The following is a 20607-nucleotide window of genomic DNA, read 5'->3' as shown; positions in this document are numbered from 1 at the left end:
GCCGGTGTGTCGAATGGCGGCGCGGTGTTCGATGCCGGTCGCTATCGGGCGAATATAAATGTGTGACAAATCACATTTCTGTTGCTCGGTACTGTGCCGCACTCGGGGGGATCGTGCTCGGATAGTGCAATGGCGATCGTCGAATGGACGCGGTCCAAGCCGATCGGTTTCGGTGATGGGGCTTCTTATCGCAGGTCAGCTCAGGTGAGCGCGATTCGATAACGGCGGCGGGTGTGAACGTCCGGTCATGGTGTCGAGCCGGGTTCTGCACACACGTCCAGGCGGGAAGTCAGGGCACCCTTATTAGATTTCGGGAACGAATTCCGCCACACTGATGTTGTGAAAACCATGGGTTTGCGGGAAGGTGACGCCGGTGTCGGGTCGACAGCCGCGCCCGTAACGGGTAGCGGGGAAGGGCATACCAGAGCGGTCATCGTCCGGTTGCTTCTGGAAGAAGGGCCGATCACCGCGACCGCCATCGGTAGCAGGCTTGGGCTGGCTCCGGCGGGTGTGCGCAGGCATCTGGACGCCCTGATCGACTCCGGCCAGGCGCGGGCCACTCGCTCGGCGCCGTGGCAGCAGAAGGGGCGGGGCCGCCCGGCCAAGCAATACCAGCTCACTGCGGCGGGACGCGGCACACTCGGCCACGCCTATGACGATCTGGCCGGCGCCGCCATACGGCAGCTCGGAGAAATCGGCGGGGATCAGGCCATTGCCGAGTTCGCCCGCAAACGGGCACGCACTATCGTGTCCGGGATCGAACCGGTCGCGTTACACACTCCGGAGCAGTCCGCGGCGCAGGCTGAGCGGATCGCGGCGAAGGCCGAGGAGATCGCCGAGGCGTTCACCGCAGCCGGTTTCGCTGCCGCCACGCGCAAGGTGGGCGTGGGCGTGCAGATCTGCCAACACCACTGTCCGGTCTCGCATGTCGCCGAGGAGTTCCCGCAGCTGTGCGCGGCCGAACTGGAGGTGTTCCGGGAGCTGCTCGGCACCCATGTGCAGCGGCTGGCCACGATCGCCAACGGCGACTGTGCGTGCACCACGCACGTGCCCCTGCTCGTTCTGCCGATAGCTCGGAAGAAAACGTCCCCTCGTACCGCTGCGCAGCCCGCGGCGGTACGAACGAACGACTCCAGAAGGAGTGCCGAATGACGACGACCACCGACCAGGTGCAACCGCTCACTCAGGAAGAAACTATTGCTTCGCTGGGTAAATACGGTTATGGCTGGGCCGATTCGGATGCGGCCGGCGCCGGCGCGCAACGAGGTCTGTCCGAGGCGGTCGTCCGCGATATCTCGGCGAAGAAGAACGAACCGGAGTGGATGCTCGAACAACGGCTCAAGGCGCTGCGTATCTTCGATCGCAAGCCGATGCCGCACTGGGGCTCCGATCTCGACGGCATCGATTTCGACAACATCAAGTACTTCGTGCGTTCGACCGAGAAGCAGGCCGAGTCCTGGGATGAGCTGCCGGAGGACATCAAGAACACCTACGACAAGCTGGGTATCCCGGAAGCGGAGAAGCAGCGCCTGGTCGCCGGTGTCGCCGCGCAATACGAATCGGAGGTGGTTTACCACCAGATCCGCGAGGATCTGGAGGCGCAGGGAGTGATCTTCCTGGACACCGATACCGGCCTCAAGGAGCATCCGGAGATCTTCCAGCGGTACTTCGGTTCGGTGATCCCCGCCGGAGACAACAAGTTCTCGGCGCTGAACACCGCCGTGTGGTCGGGCGGTTCGTTCATCTATGTACCGCCTGGTGTGCATGTGGATATCCCGCTGCAGGCGTACTTCCGGATCAACACCGAGAATATGGGCCAGTTCGAGCGGACCCTGATCATTGCCGACGAGGGTGCCTACGTGCATTACGTGGAGGGCTGCTTGCCAGTGGGTGAGCTGGTCACCATGGCCGATGGCGGGCTGAGACCGATCGAATCGATTCGTGTCGGCGACCATGTGCTCGGTCACGATGGTTGTGCCCACCGGGTGACCGCCGTGCAGATGCGCGATCTCAATGGCGAGCTGTTCACGTTTACTCCGATATCCTCCGCTAACGCGTTTTCGGTGACCGCCGAACATCCGCTGTTGGTGGTGCCGCGTGCGGAAGTCCGGACGGCACGTAAGCCGCGCAACGGATGGCTGCCCGAAGTGGATTCCGCGAAGCTGCGCAGCGCGGAGCCGCGTTGGATGGCGGCCAAGGATGTCGTCGAAGGCGATTTTCTCATCTATCCGAAGCCGAAGCCGGTGCCGGCGAAAACGGTACTGCCCCTCGAATTTGCCCGGCTGGCGGGATACTACCTGGCCGAGGGGCACGCTACGCTGACCAACAATTGCGCATCGCTGGTCTTCTCTTTCCACAGTGAAGAATTCGATTACATCGAGCAGGTGCGACAAGCCTGCAAAGAGTTGTACGACACTCCCGGTTCTGTGTTGATCGAGGAAGAGAAGCACTCCGCACGTGTGCTGGTGTACACGAAAGCCGGTTACTCGGCGATGCTGAGCCATATCGGCACAGGCTCGGCCGACAAGAAGCTCTCCGACACCTTGATGCGGCAGGATGGCGAATTCCTTCGAGAGCTCGTCGATGCCTACATGAACGGCGACGGCAATGTCACCGAACGTGATGGTGCGCTCTGGAAGCGCGCGCACACTACATCGCGTGTGTGGGCTTTCCAATTGCAAGCGATCCTCGCCCGGTTAGGGCACTTCGCGACCGTCGAACTGCGTCGGCCTGGCGGTCCCGAGACCATCCAAGGTCGTGACATCGTCCGTGAAGACCTGTACCAAGTGCAGTGGACTGAGGGCGGACGCGGCCCGAAGCAGGTGCGGGATTGCGGCGACTACTTCGCCGTGCCGATCAAGAAACTGGCCGTGCGGGATGCACATGAGCCCGTGTACAACCTCGATGTCGAAGCGCCCGATAGCTACCTGGCTTACGGCTTCGCGGTGCATAATTGCACTGCGCCGATCTACAAGTCGGATTCGCTGCACTCGGCGGTGGTGGAGATCATTGTGAAGCCACACGCGCGGGTTCGCTACACCACCATCCAGAACTGGTCGAACAATGTCTACAACCTGGTCACCAAGCGGGCCAAGGCGGAGGCCGGAGCGACCATGGAGTGGATCGACGGCAATATCGGCTCCAAGGTCACCATGAAGTACCCGGCGGTCTGGATGACCGGCGAATACGCCAAGGGTGAGGTGCTCTCGGTGGCATTCGCAGGCGAGGGCCAGCACCAGGACACCGGTGCGAAGATGCTGCACCTGGCGCCGCACACCTCCTCGACCATCGTGTCGAAGTCGGTGGCTCGTGGTGGTGGTCGCGCCTCTTACCGGGGCCTGGTCCAGGTGAACAAGGGTGCGCACGGCTCGAAATCGACAGTGAAATGCGATGCGCTGCTGGTCGACACGGTCAGCCGTTCCGACACCTACCCCTATGTGGACATCCGCGAGGACGAGGTGACCATGGGGCACGAGGCGACTGTCTCGAAGGTCTCCGAGGACCAGTTGTTCTACCTGATGAGCCGCGGCCTCACCGAGGACGAGGCGATGGCGATGGTGGTGCGCGGTTTTGTCGAGCCGATCGCCAAAGAACTGCCGATGGAATACGCACTCGAATTGAATCGCCTGATCGAACTGCAGATGGAAGGAGCCGTCGGCTGATGGCAGTGCAGAATGTTGCCGAAGCGGCCGAGGCCCGCACCCCCGTGATCAACAAAGGTGAGGTATTCACCTCCTTCCAGGTGGACGCCTTCGAAGTGCCTTCGGGTAAGGACGAGGCGTGGCGGTTCACGCCGCTGCGTCGACTGCGTGGATTGCATGACGGCACCGCGCCCAGCGATGGCCGCGCGAGCGTCGAGGTCACCGTGGTAGACGGCGTGGCGGTGGAGACCGTGGATCGTGCCGATCCCAGGCTCGGCGAGGGCGGCGTGCCGTCTGATCGTGTTGCTGCGCAAGCTTACTCAGGTTTCGAACAGGCCACTATCGTTTCGGTCGGCGCGGAGGTCGAGATCGCCGCACCGGTGACTGTCGCGATCACCGGTCCTGGCGCGGGCAGGACCGCCTACGGTCACCTGCAGATCCGTTTGGATCCCTTCGCTCGGGCGACCGTGATCATTGATCAGCGCGGCAGTGGAACATACGCGGAGAACGTGGAATTCGTGCTCGGCGACTCCGCCGCGCTGACTGTTGTCGCGGTGCAGGACTGGGCCGACGACGCTGTCCACGCGACCGCGCATCATGCTGCGCTCGGCCGCGACGCCACCCTGCGGCACACTTCGGTGACCCTTGGCGGCGACCTGGTGCGCCTGACCGGCACGGTCCGCTACGCCGGGACCGGCGGTGATGCCGAACTGCTCGGTCTCTACTTCGCCGACGCGGGTCAGCATTTCGAACAGCGCCTGCTCGTCGACCACGCGGTCCCGAACTGCAAGTCCAATGTGCTCTACAAAGGGGCGTTGCAAGGCGATCCACACTCTTCGAAGGGCGATGCCCGTACTGTGTGGGTCGGTGATGTGCTCATCCGCGCCACAGCTGAGGGAACCGATACTTTCGAGGTGAATCGCAACCTGGTGCTCACCGACGGTGCCAGGGCCGACTCGGTACCGAACCTGGAGATCGAGACCGGCGAGATCGTCGGTGCCGGACACGCCTCGGCGACCGGAAGATTCGATGACGAGCAGCTGTTCTATCTACGTGCCCGCGGCATCCCGGAGAGTACCGCCCGTCGGCTCGTGGTGCGCGGATTCTTCCACGAGATCATCCAAAAGATCGCGGTACCCGAGGTCCGGGAACGGTTGGAGGCGGCCATCGAAGCCGAACTCGCCGCCATCGGCGCCTGATCAACGACTCATACCCGCAAAGGAACTCGAATTCGATGACCACTCTGGAAATCAAGGACCTGCACGTCGAGGTCGCCAACCCCGACGAGTCCGGTGCGCCCATCCAGATCCTCAAAGGCGTGAACCTCACGGTGAGATCCGGTGAGACGCACGCCATCATGGGGCCCAACGGCTCCGGCAAGTCGACCCTGTCCTATGCGATCGCCGGCCACCCGAAATACACGGTGACCTCCGGTTCGATCACTCTTGACGGCGAGGACGTGCTGGCGATGTCGGTCGACGAACGTGCGCGTGCGGGACTGTTCCTCGCGATGCAGTACCCGGTCGAGGTGCCCGGCGTCTCGATGTCGAACTTCCTGCGCACCGCCGTCACCGCCGTACGCGGCGAGGCGCCCAAGTTGCGGCACTGGGTCAAGGAGGTGAAAGGGTCGATGAGCGAGTTGGAGATCGACCCCGCCTTCGCCGACCGCAGCGTGAACGAAGGATTCTCCGGCGGAGAGAAGAAGCGCCATGAGATCCTGCAGTTGGGCTTGCTCGCGCCGAAGCTAGCGATCCTGGACGAGACCGACTCCGGTCTGGATGTCGACGCGTTGCGCATTGTCTCCGAGGGCGTCAACCGCTACAAGGAGCGCGAGAACGGCGGCATCCTGTTGATCACGCACTATACGCGCATCCTGCGCTACATCCAGCCGCAGTTCGTGCACGTCTTCGTCGGCGGACGCATCGTCGCCGAGGGCGGTCCAGAACTCGCCGAGGAACTCGACGCCAACGGCTATGTCCGTTTCACTCAGACCGCCACCGCTGGAGCCTGACATGACCACGACGGTCCGCACTATCGATGTCGCTCGAATCCGGGCGGGCTTCCCGATCTTGAGCCGTACGGTTCGAGACGGGAAACCACTGGTGTACCTGGATTCCGGCGCGACAGCGCAGCGGCCGGTAGCCGTACTGGAGGCCGAACGGGACTTTCTGACCACCAGCAACTCGGCGGTGCACCGCGGTGCGCACCAGTTGGCCGAGGAGGCTACCGACGCCTACGAGGGCGCGCGGGCCGACATCGCACGTTTCGTCGGTGCCGACGCGGGCGAGATCGTGTTCACCAAGAACGCCACCGAGTCGCTGAACCTGGTGACCTACGCGTTCGGCGATGACCGGTTCCCGTACCACGTCGGTCCTGGGGACGAGATCGTCATCACAGAGCTGGAGCATCATGCGAATCTCGTGCCCTGGCAAGAGCTGGCCCGCCGCACTGGCGCCGCCCTGAAGTGGTACGGCGTCACCGAGGACGGCCGGATCGACCTGGACTCGCTCGAGTTGTCGCCTGCCACCAAGGTGGTCGCGTTCACCCACCAGTCCAATGTCACCGGCGCCGTCGCCCCAGTCGCCGAGCTGGTGCGACGAGCCAGGGAGGTGGATGCGCTGGTGGTGCTGGACGCGTGCCAATCGGTACCGCACATGCCGGTGGACTTCCATACGCTCGGTGTCGATTTCGCCGCGTTTTCCGGCCACAAGATGCTCGGCCCCTCCGGTGTCGGCGTACTTTACGGCCGCCGGGCGCTGCTGGCGGAGACACCGCCGTTCATCACCGGCGGATCGATGATCGAGACGGTCTTCATGGACCACAGCACCTACGCCCCGCCACCGCAGCGGTTCGAGGCCGGTGTGCCGATGACCTCGCAGGTGGTCGGGTTGGGCGCGGCTGTACGGTATTTGGAACAGATCGGCATGGAAGCTGTTGCTGCGCACGAACACACGCTGGTCAGTGCGGCGCTGGCGGGACTGGCCGACATCGATGGCGTGCGTATTATCGGCCCCACTGAGAACATCGACCGCGGTGGCGCGGTGTCGTTCGTGGTCGACGGCATCCATGCCCACGATGTCGGGCAGATCCTGGACGATGAGGGCGTCGCGATCCGGGTGGGCCACCATTGTGCGTGGCCATTGCATCGCCGTTTCGGCATCGCCGCCACCGCGCGCGCCTCGTTCGCGGTCTACAACACCCTCGTCGAGGTGGACGCGCTGGTCGCCGCGGTGCGAAAGGCCCAGACCTTTTTCGGCGTGCGCACAGCGAACGCCGACGTCTAGACATACGTGCGCCCAGCGAGCGTCGACGATGAGACACAGTGGAGTTGCCTGAGACATGCGTATGGAGCAGATGTACCAGGAAGTGATCCTGGACCACTACAAGTACCCGCACCACCGCGGGCTGCGGGAGCCGTACGGGGTCGAGGTGCACCACGTGAACCCGACCTGCGGTGACGAGGTGACCTTGCGCGTGCGGCTCGGCGATAACGGCGATGTCGCCGACGTTTCCTATGACGGGCAAGGCTGCTCGATCAGTCAGGCCGCTACTTCGATCCTGACCGATCAGGTCATCGGTCTTCCGGTGCGTCAGGCGCTGGAGGTGGTCGACTCCTACAATGAGATGATCTCCAGCCGTGGCGCCATCGAGGGCGATGAGGACGTGCTCGGCGACGGCATCGCTCTCGCGGGAGTATCGAAGTATCCCGCGCGGGTGAAATGCGCGCTGCTCGGATGGATGGCGTTCAAGGACGCTGTGCTTCGGATCGGCCCCCAGCAGCCCGCGAGCACCGCGGCGGAAACGAAGACTTCGATGGGAAACAGGGAATTGTCATGAGCGATACACCGGGTACCAGCACCGCGACACAAGGCGAGCACGCTGATACAGCCGAATCGACCGAGCTCTCCTCGGCGGACGGCAAGCTGCTCGAGGACCTCGAAGAGGCGATGCGCGATGTCGTCGACCCTGAGCTCGGCATCAATGTCGTCGATCTGGGGCTGGTCTACGGACTACATATCGAACAGGACAATGTCGCGGTTCTCGATATGACGCTGACTTCGGCGGCCTGTCCGTTGACCGATGTCATCGAAGACCAGTCCCGCAATGCGCTGGTGCGCAGCGGACTGGTGGAGGATATGAAAATCAACTGGGTCTGGATGCCTCCCTGGGGGCCGGACAAGATCACCGAGGACGGTCGCGAGCAGCTGCGTGCCCTCGGATTCACGGTATAGCCCACCGAGGCAGGAATGCGCTGCCCGACGAGTGGGCTACCGCGGACGTCTGGGAACCTGTTCGCCGAGATCGTTGTAGCAATCAGGTCGATTATCGCGTGTAACGCGGACGTGTCCGTGGGGTAGCGGAGATGATGCGGAAGTGGACGAAACAACGTATCGACAGTCCCGGCGGGCACTGCACGCGGCAGCGGAATTGCTGATCGCGGGGCCGCAGCATCGGGAAGCAGGCACCATTCGGTTGCGGATTGTGCCGGGGGGATTCGGAGGTGCCGAGTGGCCCGTTTCGATCATCGGCACCGAGCTGGTGTGGCCGCAAGGGCGAACCCGGCTCGCGGGTACCTATCGGGAGGTCGCGCTGGCGGCGGGTATCGCGCCAGGGGCGCCGGAGGGAGTGTACGAAGACACCACGGGGGTCGATCTCGACGCGGCACTCGAGGTTGATCCGGCAGTGGCCAAGCTGATCGAGGGGTGGTTCGCCTTGGGCGACGAGGCGTTACGCGGTCTGGTGCCCGAGGTGACGCCGGTGCTCTGGTCGGAGCATTTCGACGTGGCATGCACCATCGGCGAGGTGAACTTCGGTGTGTCGCCAGGCGACGACATGCACGCGGGACCGTATGCCTACATCGGCCCGTGGACGCCGCGTACAGGTGATTTCTGGAACGCGTCTTTTGGTGCACTAAGGCCACAGGCCGAGGTGAATACCGTCTCCGCTCTGCTGCAGTTCTTCCACGCGGGTCGTGAGCACGCGGCACGGGACTGACCGACCGATCACCTGGGTGTATCCGATGCCGCGCGTGTGGCCGCCCTGGAGGTGGGCTCGGTCGGAGAAGTCAGGCCCCCTTATGGGTGGCCGTGGTTTTCTTGGCTGATTTCTTCGCGGGCGTCGTCTTCTTCGCCGTCGTACTCTTGGCCGCTGAGTTCCTGGTTGTGCCGCGGCCTGCCGAGGTCTTCTCGGGCGCCCGCTTCGGCGAGGTCTTGCTGGAACCGCTGCCTGCCTTCCAGTGCCCGCCTGCCTCCAGGCTGCGTTGCAGCGCGGCGATCAGATCGACCACCTCGGTTTCCATCTCGCTCGGTGTGGGCGCGGGATGCTCGGGCGCTTTCCCGGTGCCCTCGGCGATCGTTTCATCCAGAAGGAGCTTGAGCTCTTTTTGGTATTCGTCGGTGAACTGGTTCGGATCGAAGTCATCGGACATGGTCTCGATCAGCGTCTCCGCCAGCGCGATCTCTCTAGGTCGGGGGCGGGTGATCTCGGCCAGGGGTTCGAAGTCGGCGACGCGGATCTCGTCCGGCCACAGCAGTGTCTGCAGTACCAGAATGCCATCGCGCACGCGTAATGCGGCGAGCCTGGTCTTCTGCCGCAGGGTGAAATGCACCAAAGCGGTGCGCTCGATTTTCGCGAGCGTCGCGGCCAACAGCGCGTACGCTTTCGGCGTACCGGAGTCCGGTTCCAGGTAGTAGCTCTTCTCGAAGAGTATCGGGTCGATCTGGTCGGATGGCACGAATTGCAGGACGGGAATCTCATGCTTCTCCGCCACAGGCAGCGTAGCCAAATCAGCTTCGGACAGCACGATTTTGTCGCCGTCCGGGGATTCGTACTCCTTGTCGATATCGCTGTACGGGACGGACTGACCACATGTGGAGCACACTCGGTCGTATCTGATCCGGCCGCCATCGCGGGTATGGACCTGATGGAAACGAATGTCGTGGTCCTCAGCGGCGGCGTATACTTTCACCGGGACATTCACCAGCCCGAACGCGATCGAGCCCGTCCAGATCGCTCTCATCTATCGATCGTACTTTCCAAGAGGTTCGCGTTTGCGGCGAAACTCGGTCGACTTGGTGTTTCCGGTCGCACAAGTAGGGTGTGTGGTCTGCGGTGCCGAAAGCTCGAGTGTCAGGAGATCGCATTCTTGTCGTCGATCATCCGCGAATCCGGTCAATGAGTGAAGATCCGGTCGAGAATCCAGATAGGTATCGGATATACCGATGTGGTGTCGACGCAAGCGTAGCTGCCGTGTCAGAGTGCCATTTGTTCGGCAGTGAGCGCGTGCCCATCGATCTCGACATCGACAACTGTGAAACGCGGACCTGCCAGTATCTGTGGTGACAGATATCGCAACAATTCATCGACCGCGTCTGCGTGGGGGGCGAATTGTCATCCCCAGTGTCGCAGTCGCTATACGCCGCCGCAGTCGCCATGGCAAAGCTTCGAACAACAAACGCATCGCCGTCACAGTACCGCCGAGATCGGCGTGGCCCGACAAATACTCGCGCTGGGCAGCCGCGGGTAATGTGAAGAACGCGTCGAAGAACAGCGGAATATCCTCGGGTGGCAGGGCGAGCAGGGCGCGCAGCCCCGCTTCGCGCAGCAGATGGACGGCGTGGGCTCGGGCGGTCCATATCCGCAGGCCCGCTGCCATGGCATCGGCCGTGGTCAGGACAGCGCCGATACTGTATCCGGTCGCTGGATGCAGGAACCCACCCTTCGCTCCGAACCGGTGTCGGCCAGGCTTGCCACCCTGCACTGGAAAGCGAACGTGTTCAACGGTTTCGGTACCAGTGAGCCGGATACCCCTGGAAAGTAACCGGTGTCGCAGGCGCACCCGAAGTTGCGCACTGGACAGAGCGGGACGACCGGCGAGACAGGTCTCCTCCAGCAGCATTCGCTCACCGTCCAGTGGCACGGCATAGAGGAACGACCGTGGTGCATCGGCCGGAGCACCGTTATCGGCGCGCCAGTCCATGAACAGTGGGACGAGTCCCGCACAGCGGTCGGTGTCCACGACCAGGCCGTAGGCCGTCTGCTCGGCTCGTTTCGAGGAGCGGGTGAGGCCGCGAGCGTCGATCACCCTGTCCGCTGTGAGTATCGCCCCGGATGCCAAAACCACTTGTTCGCGCGTGATCTCGACAGCGCGATCGGCGATCACTCGAGCACCGGCCACTGACAGCGACGACTGCAGTCGTACGGTATCCAACACCGCGTAGGGGCGGTCCATCGCGTGCGCGTGAGTACCCCACGCTATCGGTCGCGGGACTGTCGCGGCGACGACATTCGATGCCAGCCAGTGCGGCAGTTCATCAGCCCAGGTCGCGTAGGTGGCTGTCCAGTTGCGTCGCGGTGCGGGATCCACCACGGTAACTGCGAGCCCGCGTGCCAGGCTGCGGTGCGCGAGAGCGCGACCTGCCGGGCCGAAGCCACAGATAACGAGGTCTGTTGTCATGCCACGTCCGTCCGGGTCTTCGCTGGTGCGTCTCGATGCATGCGCTCGAGCCTTTCATGGTCTCGCTCGTCCGGAGTACGGCAGCCGTGCGACGCATTCGGGCTCAGCACTTCAGCCGGGCGAGTTGCACTCATCATGCTCGTATGGCGCTTCGAACTCGACGTCGCCTTCGATCGCGCCATGGGCTGTTACTGAGCTTGAATGAGTGATGCTGCCACAGCGGTGGATACGCGGTGAGTCGGGTTTCGGCGCGGCATTACGTGGAATTTGTGTCCGGCTTCTTCCTTGAAGCAGAATGCTTCATCATATTGTTGATTCTCCGATCGCGACTTCGTGTTGCAGCGGGCAGAGTGAGGGGTGTTTGTGTTGGACTTCGCTCAGCTGTCGGAAGGACGGTGTGTCGCCATAGTGCGTTGGTGAGGCGCGTTCTCGGCAATGACGGACGCATTGCGTTGTAGTTGCGTGCGACGCGCCCCTGTCGCCGCTCGGCATGCGCGTACCTGCGGTGTGCAGCAGGTCTACTGGAGGTCGAAAAGCCGAGGTTCGGCGAGAGGCTGCATCGGGGCGCCGGATGCACCGGCGGTGCCCGGACAGTGGGGATGTCATGGTGGCACGACCATCGCTACTGAAGTCACAGTGCCGCCCACATTCAGAACCTGCGGAACCAAGCATTCGGAAACAGAAAGAACTTGATGACGGACTCTCCTGCTCTGCCTACTCTCTCGGTTGTCATTCCAGCGCTCAACGAAGTCCAGGTGATCGAGCGCACTTTGCTGCGCCTGGTTGCCCAGGAAGCTGTCGACGAGGTGATCGTCGTCGATAACGGCAGTGATGACGGCACTATCGATATTGTCTACAAGCTCGCCGCTGTCCACCCGAAGATCGAACTCGTCCACGAACCCGTCCGAGGCATCGCATCTGCGCGTAACGCCGGATTCGACAAGGCTCGTGGAGAATTCATTGCACGCACTGATGCGGATACCCTCGTTGCCACCGACTGGTCTACGGTAATCCGCGAGTTCTTGACCGCACATCCCGAGACCGCTGCGGTGACGGGCCTGTGTACTTACCACGACTCCCCGATCGGTTTCTTCCTGGCATTCGGACAGTGGGTGCTGAAGCGTTGTGGCAAACTCGGCGGCCCGGTTGGCAATATGTATGGCCCGAATATGGCGATCCGTCGTGATGTGTGGATGCAGGTCCGTGACAGTACTCGAGTGCGCGCGGAACTCGCCGAGGATCTGGATTTGGCGCTGTGCCTGGCCGAGCGTGGGTTCCGGATCGATCAACTGACCGAAATGCATGCCCAGACCTCCTCTCGCCGACGACGCACCAGCCCGCGTCACTGGTGGCGATTCCAGATGATAGGCCTGCGCACCCTCACAGATCATGGCTTCCAGGTGCGACCGGTGCATCGGGCCATTGTTATGGGTGCCTGGGTGACCCACACCGTGCAATGGCCGATCTATCGATTCTGGGACTTCGACCGACGGAGGTTCAGCATCCGGCCCGGCGCCGAGCGGATCTCCGCAGTGGGCGGCTGAACCGGAATTCCGGCACCACGAACGATTCTCGAACTACTTCTGTCCGGATTGCTCGGGCTGGGGACCAGTTTCGACTCGAGTCTGTATAACTTCGGCCCTGCCGAGAACATGGTCGAGGTCATCAAGGGAACTGTGGAAGGCGTCGGACGGGCTGTGGCCGTAGCAGATGCCGAGGCCAAGGTGTCAGCCGCTGACATCGGTCACTGCTACGCCGCCGCCCTGGTCGGAATCGAGACGATAGCCACGGACCCCGCAGTAGCTCCCGGTGTGCTGCTTCTGTGTCTATGGACGGGGCCTTACAGCTGAAGCGCAGGGGGTTTTCGAGTACATAGCCGCCTGACGCTTCGTACGGCGCAGCCCGGTGGCGTGAAGCCGCGCTAGCGGGAACAGCGTTGGCCACTATCGCCGATCGGACTCGGCGACAGCGCCCAGACAGCTGTCGCCGTTCAGGGCGCCACCTGGTCGGCGAGCGAACGGCAGATCAGCATTTCGTCTCCTCCGGCCTGGAATTCGTAGTCGACATCGACGATCCGGGCGTCGATGTCGTGGGTGCGAAGCTCGGCGAGCAACCTGCCCAGATGCGGGTAGCGGGAGGTTGCTCCGATCGGTACGAGCGGGAAGACGCGTAGCTCCTCCCGTGTGACCCGCATCAGCTCGATCAGCGCGCGCAGATGGAAGTCGTAGTCGAGGTTTGTGGCATAGCTGAACAGTAGGTGTGAGCTGAGAACGAGGTCGAAATCATTGTCGGGGAAGGGAAGCGAGGGCAGCTGTCCGGCGACGTAGCGGCTCGGATCGTGTCGGGCATGGGCGGCGAAGCATTCGGCCGCGTTCCGGCGCCGGCGCCGGTGCTGGTCGGGATCGGCGAAGAAGGTCCACTTGTAGAGGTGCTGGTGGGTGCGCACGAATTGGCTGCCTCGCTCGGCTTCAGCCATTGCGGTTGCGACGACCTCCTCGATGCCATCATCGAAGTACGCGATATCGCAGGCGGTGACGTCACCGCCCAGTAGGCTCACCTCAGCAGTGAATGCGGCCGCGCCACTGGGACAGTCGAGGATTCGTGAACGGAGTTCCGCGTCGGTGAGAGCGAACATCGCCCGGTACTCGTCGAGTGAGCGGGAGCTGACCAGGATTCGGCCGAAGGTCTCGGCGGGCGACTGTTCGTCAGAGTCGGACATTTATTGGCTTTCCCTCCTTTATTCCACCACCTCAGATGTATTCCACTATCTCAGATGAAAGACAGTGGATATTCGTGCCTTGACTATGCTTGCTGTACCGACTAAGGGGTGCTCCACCCCTCTTGAAGAAGCGCAAGTTTACCGGCCTCGGCTGTGACCGCGCAGTGGAGCTGGTCTATCGAGCCGAAGTCTTGTTGCGTAGCGAGGTCAGAGACCGCCGGTCGCCAGTAACCCGCCGTCCACCCGCACCGTCTCACCGGTGATCCACGCGGCCTCATCCGAGACCAAGAATCCGATCAGGCGGGCCACGTCCTCCGGGGTGCCCAACCGCTTCATCGGGTAGATGCTCGCCGCACGTTCTTCATCGGCCGAGTACAGCGCGTGGGCGAATTTCGTCTTGATCACTCCTGGCGCGACTGCGTTCACTCGGACATTCGGTCCGAGCTGCCAGGCGAGTTCCTGGGTGAGGTGGATCAGTGCGGCCTTGGACGCGCCGTACGCGGCGATCACCCCGGTCGAGCGGATACCGGCCACACTGGCCACATTGACCACGGCGCCGCCATGGTCGCGCATCCACGCTTGGTATGCCTGCTGGAGGTAGCCGAGCGCGGCGACCACATTCACGTCGAAGATCTTGCGCACCGCGTCCAGGTCGGCGTCCATCAGCGCGCCGAAAACCGGATTGATGCCGGTGTTGTTGACCAGGATGTCCAGTGAACCGAACTCCGCGACCACTCGCTCGACCGCCTCCACCCGATCTTCCTCGACTCCTGAGTTGCCGACCAGGGAGATGACTTGCCCTTGATGTCCTAGCTCGCGCAGCTCGGCGGCCGTCTCCTCCAGCGGATCCTTCTTACGCGCGGTGATCAGCACGTTCGCACCGCGGCTGAGTAGCTCGGCCGCGACCGCCTTGCCGATTCCCCTGCTGGCCCCGGTGATCAGCGCGCTCTTACCCAATAGATCGGTACTCATGACATCGCACGGTAGCGTAGCGATGCGTGCGTTCCGTTATCGCTGTCACATGCGGACAGTGGGGCCTGCCGCTTGCCGCTCGGCGGGGCTCGCTCGAAGGAGTTCCCTCGAAGGCGTTCCAATGGTGGGGAGGTGCCTGGTCGGCGGGTTTCCGCAGACAGAGATCGGTGTGCAGTATCATTTCGGATATACGTAATCATTTCGGGTATGCGTATATGACGAACTTGTCTCGACACGCTGTTCGGTAGCGGCAAGCTGCTCTAAAAGGACGGTATCGGCCACCTCGAATCAGCTCTGGAGGAGTAAGTGGCACACTCGAACGATTCCGCAGCCGGTATCGGCGGTGTGGGACACGTGATTTCGCACGGCGTGCACGCAGGTCTCGGATACAAGGAGATGATGGCGGCGGCGAAGGCGCGCTTGCGTGCGGCAGGAGACTTACCCGGCGCCACGATCGATCAGCAGGTCGCGCTGCTCGAGCAGTTGGCCACGTTCGACCTGGGCCGGTTCCTGCTGGAGAATCAGGGTCTGAATGCGTACTGGACGCATCGGTTGGTCACCTATCGTCCTGGCACTCTCACTGCTGGATCCCCAGACGATCTCGAATATCGGCTCTTCGAGACCATGCCGTTGATTCTCGCGACGCGAGAACGCTTCAGCATCTTCCGGCAGCGGTTGCAGAATCTGATCAGCCGAGGAGCGATTCTTGCGTCGGTCCCGTGCGGGATGATGGGGGAGCTGCTGCTACTCGACTACGCCGGGTTCGATGACGTCACGCTTGTCGGTATCGACCTCGATCGAGCAGCCCTTGACGAGGCACGAATCCTGGCCACCGAATGTGGACTGGCTGACCGCGTATCGCTGCGTTGTGCGGATGCCTGGGCTACCGGCTTGAATGCAGAGGTCGATGCGCTGGCCAGCAACGGTCTCAACATATATGAACCCGACGACGGCCGTATCATGGCGCTGTACCGCTCGTTCTCCGACTCTTTGAAGCCAGGCGGAACACTGGTCACCAGTTTTCTCACGCCACCACCATCGGTTTCGGCGGACTCGCCATGGCGTGTGGCCGAAATCGATTCGGATTCCCTGGCCCTCCAGGAGGTCTTGTTCACTCGGCTCATCGAAGTAAAATGGAGTAACTTCTGTACACATATCCGAATTCGAAAGCAGCTGGAGCAGGCTGGGTTCGCCGATATCGAGTTCATCGACGACCGGGCTCGAATCTTTCCCACCGTTATCGCCCGCAAACCGCGTTGACGCGGGATTCGGCAAGGTCGGGGGAGTTTATTGCGCACACATTGATGCGGATGTACTCGTCGTCGACGACTGGACTGCGGTAATCCACGAGTATTCGACCGAGCTTCCCGAGACCGCTGCGGTGACGGGCCCGCGCACCTGTTCGTGACTCCACGATCGGCTTCTTCCGGACGTCCGATCAAGAGGATTCCGAATCGTTGGGGCAAGCTCGGTGGACAGGTCGCGGCGGCCGCATCGTTTTCGGAGGGCTGGAATGGGGGTGGCCGGTTCGCTCCGGGTAAAATCGGTGGCTCTTGTGCGCATCGTTCGCACAATTGAGCAGAACCACGATCCGCGAGGAGAATTTTGTGATCACCGCGACCGACCTGGAAGTCCGGGCCGGAGTCCGCACCTTGCTGTCGGCCCCCGGACCAGCATTGCGGGTGCAGGCCGGCGACCGGATCGGATTGGTCGGGCGCAACGGTGCGGGCAAGACGACCACGCTGCGTATTCTGGCGGGCGAGGGCGAGCCGTACGCCGGGAAGATCCTACGCTCGAGCGAGGTCGGTTATCTGCCGCAGGATCCCCGCGAGGGCAACTTGGACATATTGGCCCGCGACCGGGTGTTGTCCGCCCGCGGCCTGGACACGTTGATCCGTGAGATGGAGAAACAGCAGGCGCTGATGGCCGAAGTTGCCGACGACAAGGAGCGCGAGAAGGCGATCCGCAAGTACGGCAGGCTCGAAGAGCGCTTCTCCGCTCTCGGCGGCTATGTCGCCGAGAGCGAGGCGGCGCGAATCTGTCATAGCCTCGGTTTGCCGGATCGAGTGCTCGGGCAGCCGTTGCGTACCCTCTCCGGTGGTCAGCGCCGTCGGATCGAGCTGGCACGCATTCTGTTCGCTGCCTCTGATGGCAGTGGCGGCCGGTCGGACACTATCTTGTTGCTGGATGAGCCGACCAACCATCTCGACGCCGATTCGATCACCTGGCTGCGTGGTTTCCTGCAGAACCACGACGGTGGCCTGATCGTGATCAGTCACGACGTGGAACTGCTCGCCGATGTGGTGAACAAAGTCTGGTTCCTGGACGCGGTGCGCGGCGAAGCCGATGTCTACAACATGGGCTGGAAGAAATACCTGGACGCGCGCGCTACCGATGAGCAGCGCAGGCGTCGCGAACGCGCGAACGCGGAGAAGAAGGCGAGCGCGCTGCGCGCTCAGGCGGCTAAACTCGGCGCGAAGGCTACAAAAGCGACTGCGGCGCAGAACATGGCCAAACGTGCTGATCGCTTGCTCGCCGAACTCGACGACGTGCGTGTCGCGGACAAGGTCGCCAGGATCAAGTTTCCCGAGCCGGCGCCTTGCGGTAAGACGCCACTGATGGCCGAGAACATCACCAAAGTCTATGGTTCGTTGGAGATCTTCACCGGCGTCGACCTCGCGATCGACCGAGGTAGCCGGGTGGTGGTACTCGGGCTCAACGGCGCGGGCAAAACCACGCTGTTGCGCTTGCTGGCCGGGGTCGAGCAGCCTACTGCGGGCGGACTGATGCCCGGCCACGGCCTGAAGGTCGGATACTTCGCGCAAGAGCACGACACCCTCGACGACAACGCCACCGTCTGGGAGAACATCCGCCACGCCGCGCCGGACGCGGGCGAACAGCAGCTGCGTGGTCTGCTCGGAGCATTCATGTTCTCCGGTCCACAGCTGGACCAGCCTGCGGGTACCCTCTCGGGCGGGGAGAAGACCCGTTTGGCGCTGGCCGGTCTGGTCTCTTCGGCGGCGAACGTGCTGCTGCTGGACGAACCGACGAACAACCTCGACCCGGTGTCGCGCGAGCAGGTGCTGGACGCGTTGCGCACATATGCAGGTGCCGTGGTGTTGGTGACGCACGATCCGGGTGCGGCGGAGGCATTGTCTCCGGAACGAGTCATCCTCCTTCCGGACGGGACGGAAGATCATTGGTCGGCCGAATATCTGGAACTCATTCAGCTTGCGTGAGTTTCATCACAGCAACCCGTTGATCACCGCTCGCGGAGTGCTTAGCCTGGAGGGACGCTGCTCGGCGACTCGGAGGAAGCCATGAGCGACAGACCCATACAAGGTAAGACCACACTGGGTAAGGGCACGCGTGTCACCGGAAAGTCACGTGACCGTCTGCAAACTCAGTTGAAGAAGCAATACGAGGCGGGTGCGAGTATCCGATCATTGGCGCGGTCCACCGGCCGCTCTTACGGTTTCATCCACAATGTGTTGGTGGAGTCGCATGTGCAGCTCCGCAGCCGAGGTGGAGCCAATCGCCGTAAGAGCCAGTAGCGCCGGTCGCGTATCCGGCAGGCTGCTCGTCGGCCACCATCGGTCGTACCCGGAGCGCCGGGTGGTGGCCGGGACGAGGCGCGACCCCCGCCAGTCGCGTGCCGCCCGGCGCGGCTCGCTGAGTTCGGGAGTCGAGCAACACCCAGGCAAGCCCTGTGGTGTGGCGCATGCGCGCTGTGTGGGATTTCCGTATGCCCTCAGTAGTCCGCCACCATGCCGTCACCGTTCACCAGAAGATTGGCCAGGCTGCGGAAGATCGGCAACCCGGTCTTGATCTCCAGATAGGCGAACTGCCCTTGTGGATCGACTTCGAGGAAGTAGTACTCGCCGTCGCGGCCGAGCCGGATATCCAATACTCCGAAGGACAGTCCGAGCGCGCCCATCAGAGTGGCCAGCGACTTGCTTACTGTAGCGGGTAACTGGGTGGGCCGGAAATTCACCGAGGTGTTCAGCCGGGAGTCCGTTGTGCCGACGCCCGGCTGTGCGTCGATGCGTGCGGTCCATTCGGTCCCCTCTACCCAGGTGACACGGAAATCGCAGCTGGCGTCGACATAGTCTTGGAAGATGGTCGGCGCCGAACGAATCGAGGTGAGCCTGCCGAGACCATCTCCAGAGATGATCCGGGTCTCGGTGCACCCGACCCGGCTGGTACCGGTGCTTTTGTAAACGACAGGGCCGTGCCGGGATCCGATGAAACTACGTGCCTCGTCCGGGTCGTTGGTGATCAAGGTTTCCGGCACGGCGAACCCGGCCCGCAGCGCGGTCTCCAGCTGCACGATTTTGCGCGCTGCGGTGCGGTCGGCGCCGGGATCGTTGACCCAGCAAGCCGGGATGGACCAGAGCAAGCCCTGGATGAAACTATCGCATTCGGCTTGGCGGAAGGCGTTGTCCGAGGCCGCGACTCCAGCGGGCACCTGCGCGGGGTGCGGGTGCCGCCACCATACCGACCGGACGTCGTCGAGACCGATCAGGTGTGACATCGAGCGCGCGGTACCGAGCCGGTCGAGTCGGAAACTGCCCGATTCTCGGGGAAAATCGCGCAGGTCGAGCTGAATCGGGTAGACCTCGTGGTGTTCTCGTAAGGTCACTGCCATCGCAGTGCTATGGAGATCATCGGCTTCGGAGACGATCAGCACCGAGCTCTTTTGGCGCGTCGTCATGCGCCCGCCGCTCAATCGAGACTGTCGCAGTCGATGCCGTCGTCGACCCCGTCGCGCGATATGGTTCGGCAGTAGGTGAACGGCGTGCCACTCGCGTTCGTGCGACCGGCGAAGCGTGGTCCGGCGGCCGAGGCTTCGGCGAGCCGGTGTAGCTGGTCGTCACTACGGGTATACGTCGGCGACTCCGAGATGGTCACAGGGTGGCCGACCGGCAGCCCCCGCGACGGAGGGACGGGATTACCCTTCGGCGTCGATCCAGGAAGGCGGATTGCGTCGGTCATAGCCTTCTCTCCGATCTGCTCACCCTCTGCCACGCCCCTGAGCGTGTGATCGATTATAACGCGAGGAGGATCTCGATAAGCTCAAATCACGAGCTTTACCGGCTGTTTGCAAATTTAATTGCGGCTTAGTTAATCGAATGTCGCAATATTTCCGATTGATTGGAAGTGGTTGTTGTCGTTACTGTCGAGCTGAACTCATACGCTCTCTAGGGTGTCCGCGGCGGACCGAAGCTTCGACGAGATCCAATACCGCGGAGAGATTCTCATTGGTGTGCCCAGAGGCGATCCGGGCGATCAGGCCGTCGAGGACAAGGTCGAGATAGCCGAGCAGGACGTCGGTGGGGACATCGTCGCGTAACGCGCCCGCTGCCTTGCGCCGTTCCAGGCGGGCCAGGGTGGCGGCGGTGAGTTCGGCTGAACGCTGGGTCCAGCTCGCACGGAACTCGGGATCGGTGCGCAGCCGTCGCGCGATTTCCAAACGTGTTCCGAGCCAGGTGAATTGCTCGGGATGGGCGAGCATATCGCGCATCACCTGCACGATGCCCTGGTTGGCCGCGACATCGGCCATGCGTTCGGCGTCCTCCTGAGCGAGGGCGAGGAAGAGCGCGTCCTTATCGCGGAAATGGTGGAAAATAGCGCCCCTGGATAGCCCGATCTCCTCCTCCAGGCGACGCACGGTGGCGCCGTCGTAACCGTACTCGGCGAAGCAGCGGCGTGCCCCGTCGAGGATCTGGCTGCGCCGAGCGGCAAGATGATCGTCACTGACCTTGGGCATCGGGCTCCTCTATCGGGAATGCATTGGCCCCGGAATCGGCCCTTCACCG

Annotated in this window: 19 protein-coding genes; 12 read left to right on the top strand and 7 right to left on the bottom strand. The window is 62.8% G+C overall.

The annotated features are described in order from the left end of the window. Positions 1-348 precede the first annotated feature (348 nt). The 8 genes from ACX4ZE_RS05455 (at position 349) to ACX4ZE_RS05420 (ending at position 8636) form a co-directional block, all read left to right on the top strand. Positions 349-1152: a helix-turn-helix transcriptional regulator gene (locus ACX4ZE_RS05455; RefSeq protein WP_480272254.1), complete on the top strand. Its 804-nt coding sequence runs from the start codon at positions 349-351 to the stop codon at positions 1150-1152. After that, positions 1149-3662, top strand: a complete 2514-nt coding sequence (sufB, locus tag ACX4ZE_RS05450; RefSeq protein ID WP_480272188.1) for a Fe-S cluster assembly protein SufB — start codon at positions 1149-1151, stop codon at positions 3660-3662. Before ACX4ZE_RS05455 ends, sufB begins: the two co-directional genes overlap by 4 nt. Beyond that, positions 3662-4840: a Fe-S cluster assembly protein SufD gene (sufD, locus tag ACX4ZE_RS05445; protein WP_480272187.1), complete on the top strand. Its 1179-nt coding sequence runs from the start codon at positions 3662-3664 to the stop codon at positions 4838-4840. The genes sufB and sufD overlap by 1 nt, the downstream gene beginning before the upstream one ends. Before the next feature lie 35 nt (positions 4841-4875). Then, positions 4876-5652 carry a Fe-S cluster assembly ATPase SufC gene (sufC, locus tag ACX4ZE_RS05440; protein ID WP_480272186.1) on the top strand — a complete coding sequence of 259 codons (777 nt, stop codon included), beginning with the start codon at positions 4876-4878 and terminating at the stop codon, positions 5650-5652. A gap of 1 nt (position 5653) precedes the next feature. Continuing rightward, positions 5654-6925: a cysteine desulfurase gene (locus tag ACX4ZE_RS05435; RefSeq protein ID WP_480272185.1), complete on the top strand. Its 1272-nt coding sequence runs from the start codon at positions 5654-5656 to the stop codon at positions 6923-6925. A 55-nt stretch (positions 6926-6980) separates the two neighbouring features. After that, on the top strand, positions 6981-7478 hold the full coding sequence (gene sufU, locus ACX4ZE_RS05430; RefSeq protein ID WP_480272184.1) for a Fe-S cluster assembly sulfur transfer protein SufU: 498 nt from the start codon (positions 6981-6983) through the stop codon (positions 7476-7478). Then, positions 7475-7873: a metal-sulfur cluster assembly factor gene (locus tag ACX4ZE_RS05425; protein ID WP_480272183.1), complete on the top strand. Its 399-nt coding sequence runs from the start codon at positions 7475-7477 to the stop codon at positions 7871-7873. The genes sufU and ACX4ZE_RS05425 overlap by 4 nt, the downstream gene beginning before the upstream one ends. Before the next feature lie 142 nt (positions 7874-8015). Then, entirely contained in the window at positions 8016-8636 is a 621-nt protein-coding gene (locus ACX4ZE_RS05420) for a hypothetical protein (RefSeq protein ID WP_480272182.1), read from the top strand. Positions 8637-8706: 70 nt separating this feature from the next. On the opposite strand, the gene ku is transcribed toward ACX4ZE_RS05420, so the two are convergent. Together ku and ACX4ZE_RS05410 are read right to left on the bottom strand one after the other, a co-directional pair. After that, positions 8707-9660, bottom strand: a complete 954-nt coding sequence (gene ku / locus ACX4ZE_RS05415) for a non-homologous end joining protein Ku (RefSeq protein ID WP_480272181.1) — start codon at positions 9658-9660, stop codon at positions 8707-8709. Positions 9661-9999: 339 nt separating this feature from the next. Beyond that, positions 10000-11097, bottom strand: coding sequence for a lycopene cyclase family protein (locus ACX4ZE_RS05410; RefSeq protein ID WP_480272180.1), 1098 nt, complete (start codon positions 11095-11097; stop codon positions 10000-10002). Between the two features lie 692 nt (positions 11098-11789). Between ACX4ZE_RS05410 and ACX4ZE_RS05405 the strand changes: the two genes are divergently transcribed. Continuing rightward, complete coding sequence (locus ACX4ZE_RS05405; RefSeq protein ID WP_480272179.1) at positions 11790-12641, top strand: glycosyltransferase family 2 protein; 852 nt, start codon at positions 11790-11792, stop codon at positions 12639-12641. Positions 12642-13087: 446 nt separating this feature from the next. Here the strand turns inward: ACX4ZE_RS05405 and ACX4ZE_RS05400 are convergent, their stop codons facing one another. Together ACX4ZE_RS05400 and ACX4ZE_RS05395 are read right to left on the bottom strand one after the other, a co-directional pair. Further along, entirely contained in the window at positions 13088-13816 is a 729-nt protein-coding gene (locus ACX4ZE_RS05400) for a methyltransferase domain-containing protein (protein WP_480272178.1), read from the bottom strand. 207 nt (positions 13817-14023) lie between these two features. Next, entirely contained in the window at positions 14024-14788 is a 765-nt protein-coding gene (locus tag ACX4ZE_RS05395) for an SDR family oxidoreductase (RefSeq protein WP_480272177.1), read from the bottom strand. 306 nt (positions 14789-15094) lie between these two features. Here ACX4ZE_RS05395 and ACX4ZE_RS05390 point away from each other — a divergent pair, with 306 nt between their 5' ends. The 3 genes from ACX4ZE_RS05390 to ACX4ZE_RS05380 all read left to right on the top strand — a co-directional run bounded on the left by ACX4ZE_RS05390 (position 15095) and on the right by ACX4ZE_RS05380 (position 18342). Then, entirely contained in the window at positions 15095-16048 is a 954-nt protein-coding gene (locus ACX4ZE_RS05390) for an SAM-dependent methyltransferase (protein ID WP_480272176.1), read from the top strand. 347 nt (positions 16049-16395) lie between these two features. Continuing rightward, on the top strand, positions 16396-18027 hold the full coding sequence (locus ACX4ZE_RS05385) for an ABC-F family ATP-binding cassette domain-containing protein (RefSeq protein WP_480272253.1): 1632 nt from the start codon (positions 16396-16398) through the stop codon (positions 18025-18027). A gap of 81 nt (positions 18028-18108) precedes the next feature. Beyond that, positions 18109-18342 carry a helix-turn-helix domain-containing protein gene (locus ACX4ZE_RS05380; RefSeq protein WP_480272175.1) on the top strand — a complete coding sequence of 78 codons (234 nt, stop codon included), beginning with the start codon at positions 18109-18111 and terminating at the stop codon, positions 18340-18342. A gap of 197 nt (positions 18343-18539) precedes the next feature. Here ACX4ZE_RS05380 and ACX4ZE_RS05375 read toward each other — a convergent pair whose 3' ends face one another. From ACX4ZE_RS05375 to ACX4ZE_RS05365, 3 genes are all read right to left on the bottom strand, one after another. Beyond that, positions 18540-19502, bottom strand: coding sequence for an MvdC/MvdD family ATP grasp protein (locus tag ACX4ZE_RS05375; protein WP_480272174.1), 963 nt, complete (start codon positions 19500-19502; stop codon positions 18540-18542). Between the two features lie 11 nt (positions 19503-19513). Continuing rightward, the gene (locus tag ACX4ZE_RS05370; protein ID WP_480272173.1) at positions 19514-19816 is read right to left on the bottom strand and encodes a hypothetical protein; all 303 of its coding nucleotides are present in this window, start codon (positions 19814-19816) and stop codon (positions 19514-19516) included. Between the two features lie 145 nt (positions 19817-19961). Further along, positions 19962-20558 carry a TetR/AcrR family transcriptional regulator gene (locus tag ACX4ZE_RS05365; protein ID WP_480272172.1) on the bottom strand — a complete coding sequence of 199 codons (597 nt, stop codon included), beginning with the start codon at positions 20556-20558 and terminating at the stop codon, positions 19962-19964. Positions 20559-20607 lie beyond the last annotated feature (49 nt).

This window comes from Nocardia sp. TBRC8007, from assembly GCF_056629435.1.
Note: the sequence above shows the minus strand (reverse complement) of the source record. Positions and strands in the feature narration are given on the sequence as shown.

What these genes read in the sequence shown, in the direction of transcription:
- ACX4ZE_RS05410 (WP_480272180.1), bottom strand. Translation starts at nt 11,097, where the DNA reads ATGACAACAGACCTCGTTATCTGTGGCTTCGGCCCGGCAGGTCGCGCT.
- sufU (WP_480272184.1), top strand. Translation starts at nt 6,981, where the DNA reads ATGCGTATGGAGCAGATGTACCAGGAAGTGATCCTGGACCACTACAAG.
- sufD (WP_480272187.1), top strand. Translation starts at nt 3,662, where the DNA reads ATGGCAGTGCAGAATGTTGCCGAAGCGGCCGAGGCCCGCACCCCCGTG.
- ACX4ZE_RS05380 (WP_480272175.1), top strand. Translation starts at nt 18,109, where the DNA reads ATGAGCGACAGACCCATACAAGGTAAGACCACACTGGGTAAGGGCACG.
- ACX4ZE_RS05425 (WP_480272183.1), top strand. Translation starts at nt 7,475, where the DNA reads ATGAGCGATACACCGGGTACCAGCACCGCGACACAAGGCGAGCACGCT.
- ACX4ZE_RS05400 (WP_480272178.1), bottom strand. Translation starts at nt 13,816, where the DNA reads ATGTCCGACTCTGACGAACAGTCGCCCGCCGAGACCTTCGGCCGAATC.
- ku (WP_480272181.1), bottom strand. Translation starts at nt 9,660, where the DNA reads ATGAGAGCGATCTGGACGGGCTCGATCGCGTTCGGGCTGGTGAATGTC.
- ACX4ZE_RS05405 (WP_480272179.1), top strand. Translation starts at nt 11,790, where the DNA reads ATGACGGACTCTCCTGCTCTGCCTACTCTCTCGGTTGTCATTCCAGCG.
- ACX4ZE_RS05375 (WP_480272174.1), bottom strand. Translation starts at nt 19,502, where the DNA reads ATGACGACGCGCCAAAAGAGCTCGGTGCTGATCGTCTCCGAAGCCGAT.
- sufC (WP_480272186.1), top strand. Translation starts at nt 4,876, where the DNA reads ATGACCACTCTGGAAATCAAGGACCTGCACGTCGAGGTCGCCAACCCC.
- sufB (WP_480272188.1), top strand. Translation starts at nt 1,149, where the DNA reads ATGACGACGACCACCGACCAGGTGCAACCGCTCACTCAGGAAGAAACT.
- ACX4ZE_RS05455 (WP_480272254.1), top strand. Translation starts at nt 349, where the DNA reads ATGGGTTTGCGGGAAGGTGACGCCGGTGTCGGGTCGACAGCCGCGCCC.
- ACX4ZE_RS05435 (WP_480272185.1), top strand. Translation starts at nt 5,654, where the DNA reads ATGACCACGACGGTCCGCACTATCGATGTCGCTCGAATCCGGGCGGGC.
- ACX4ZE_RS05365 (WP_480272172.1), bottom strand. Translation starts at nt 20,558, where the DNA reads ATGCCCAAGGTCAGTGACGATCATCTTGCCGCTCGGCGCAGCCAGATC.
- ACX4ZE_RS05395 (WP_480272177.1), bottom strand. Translation starts at nt 14,788, where the DNA reads ATGAGTACCGATCTATTGGGTAAGAGCGCGCTGATCACCGGGGCCAGC.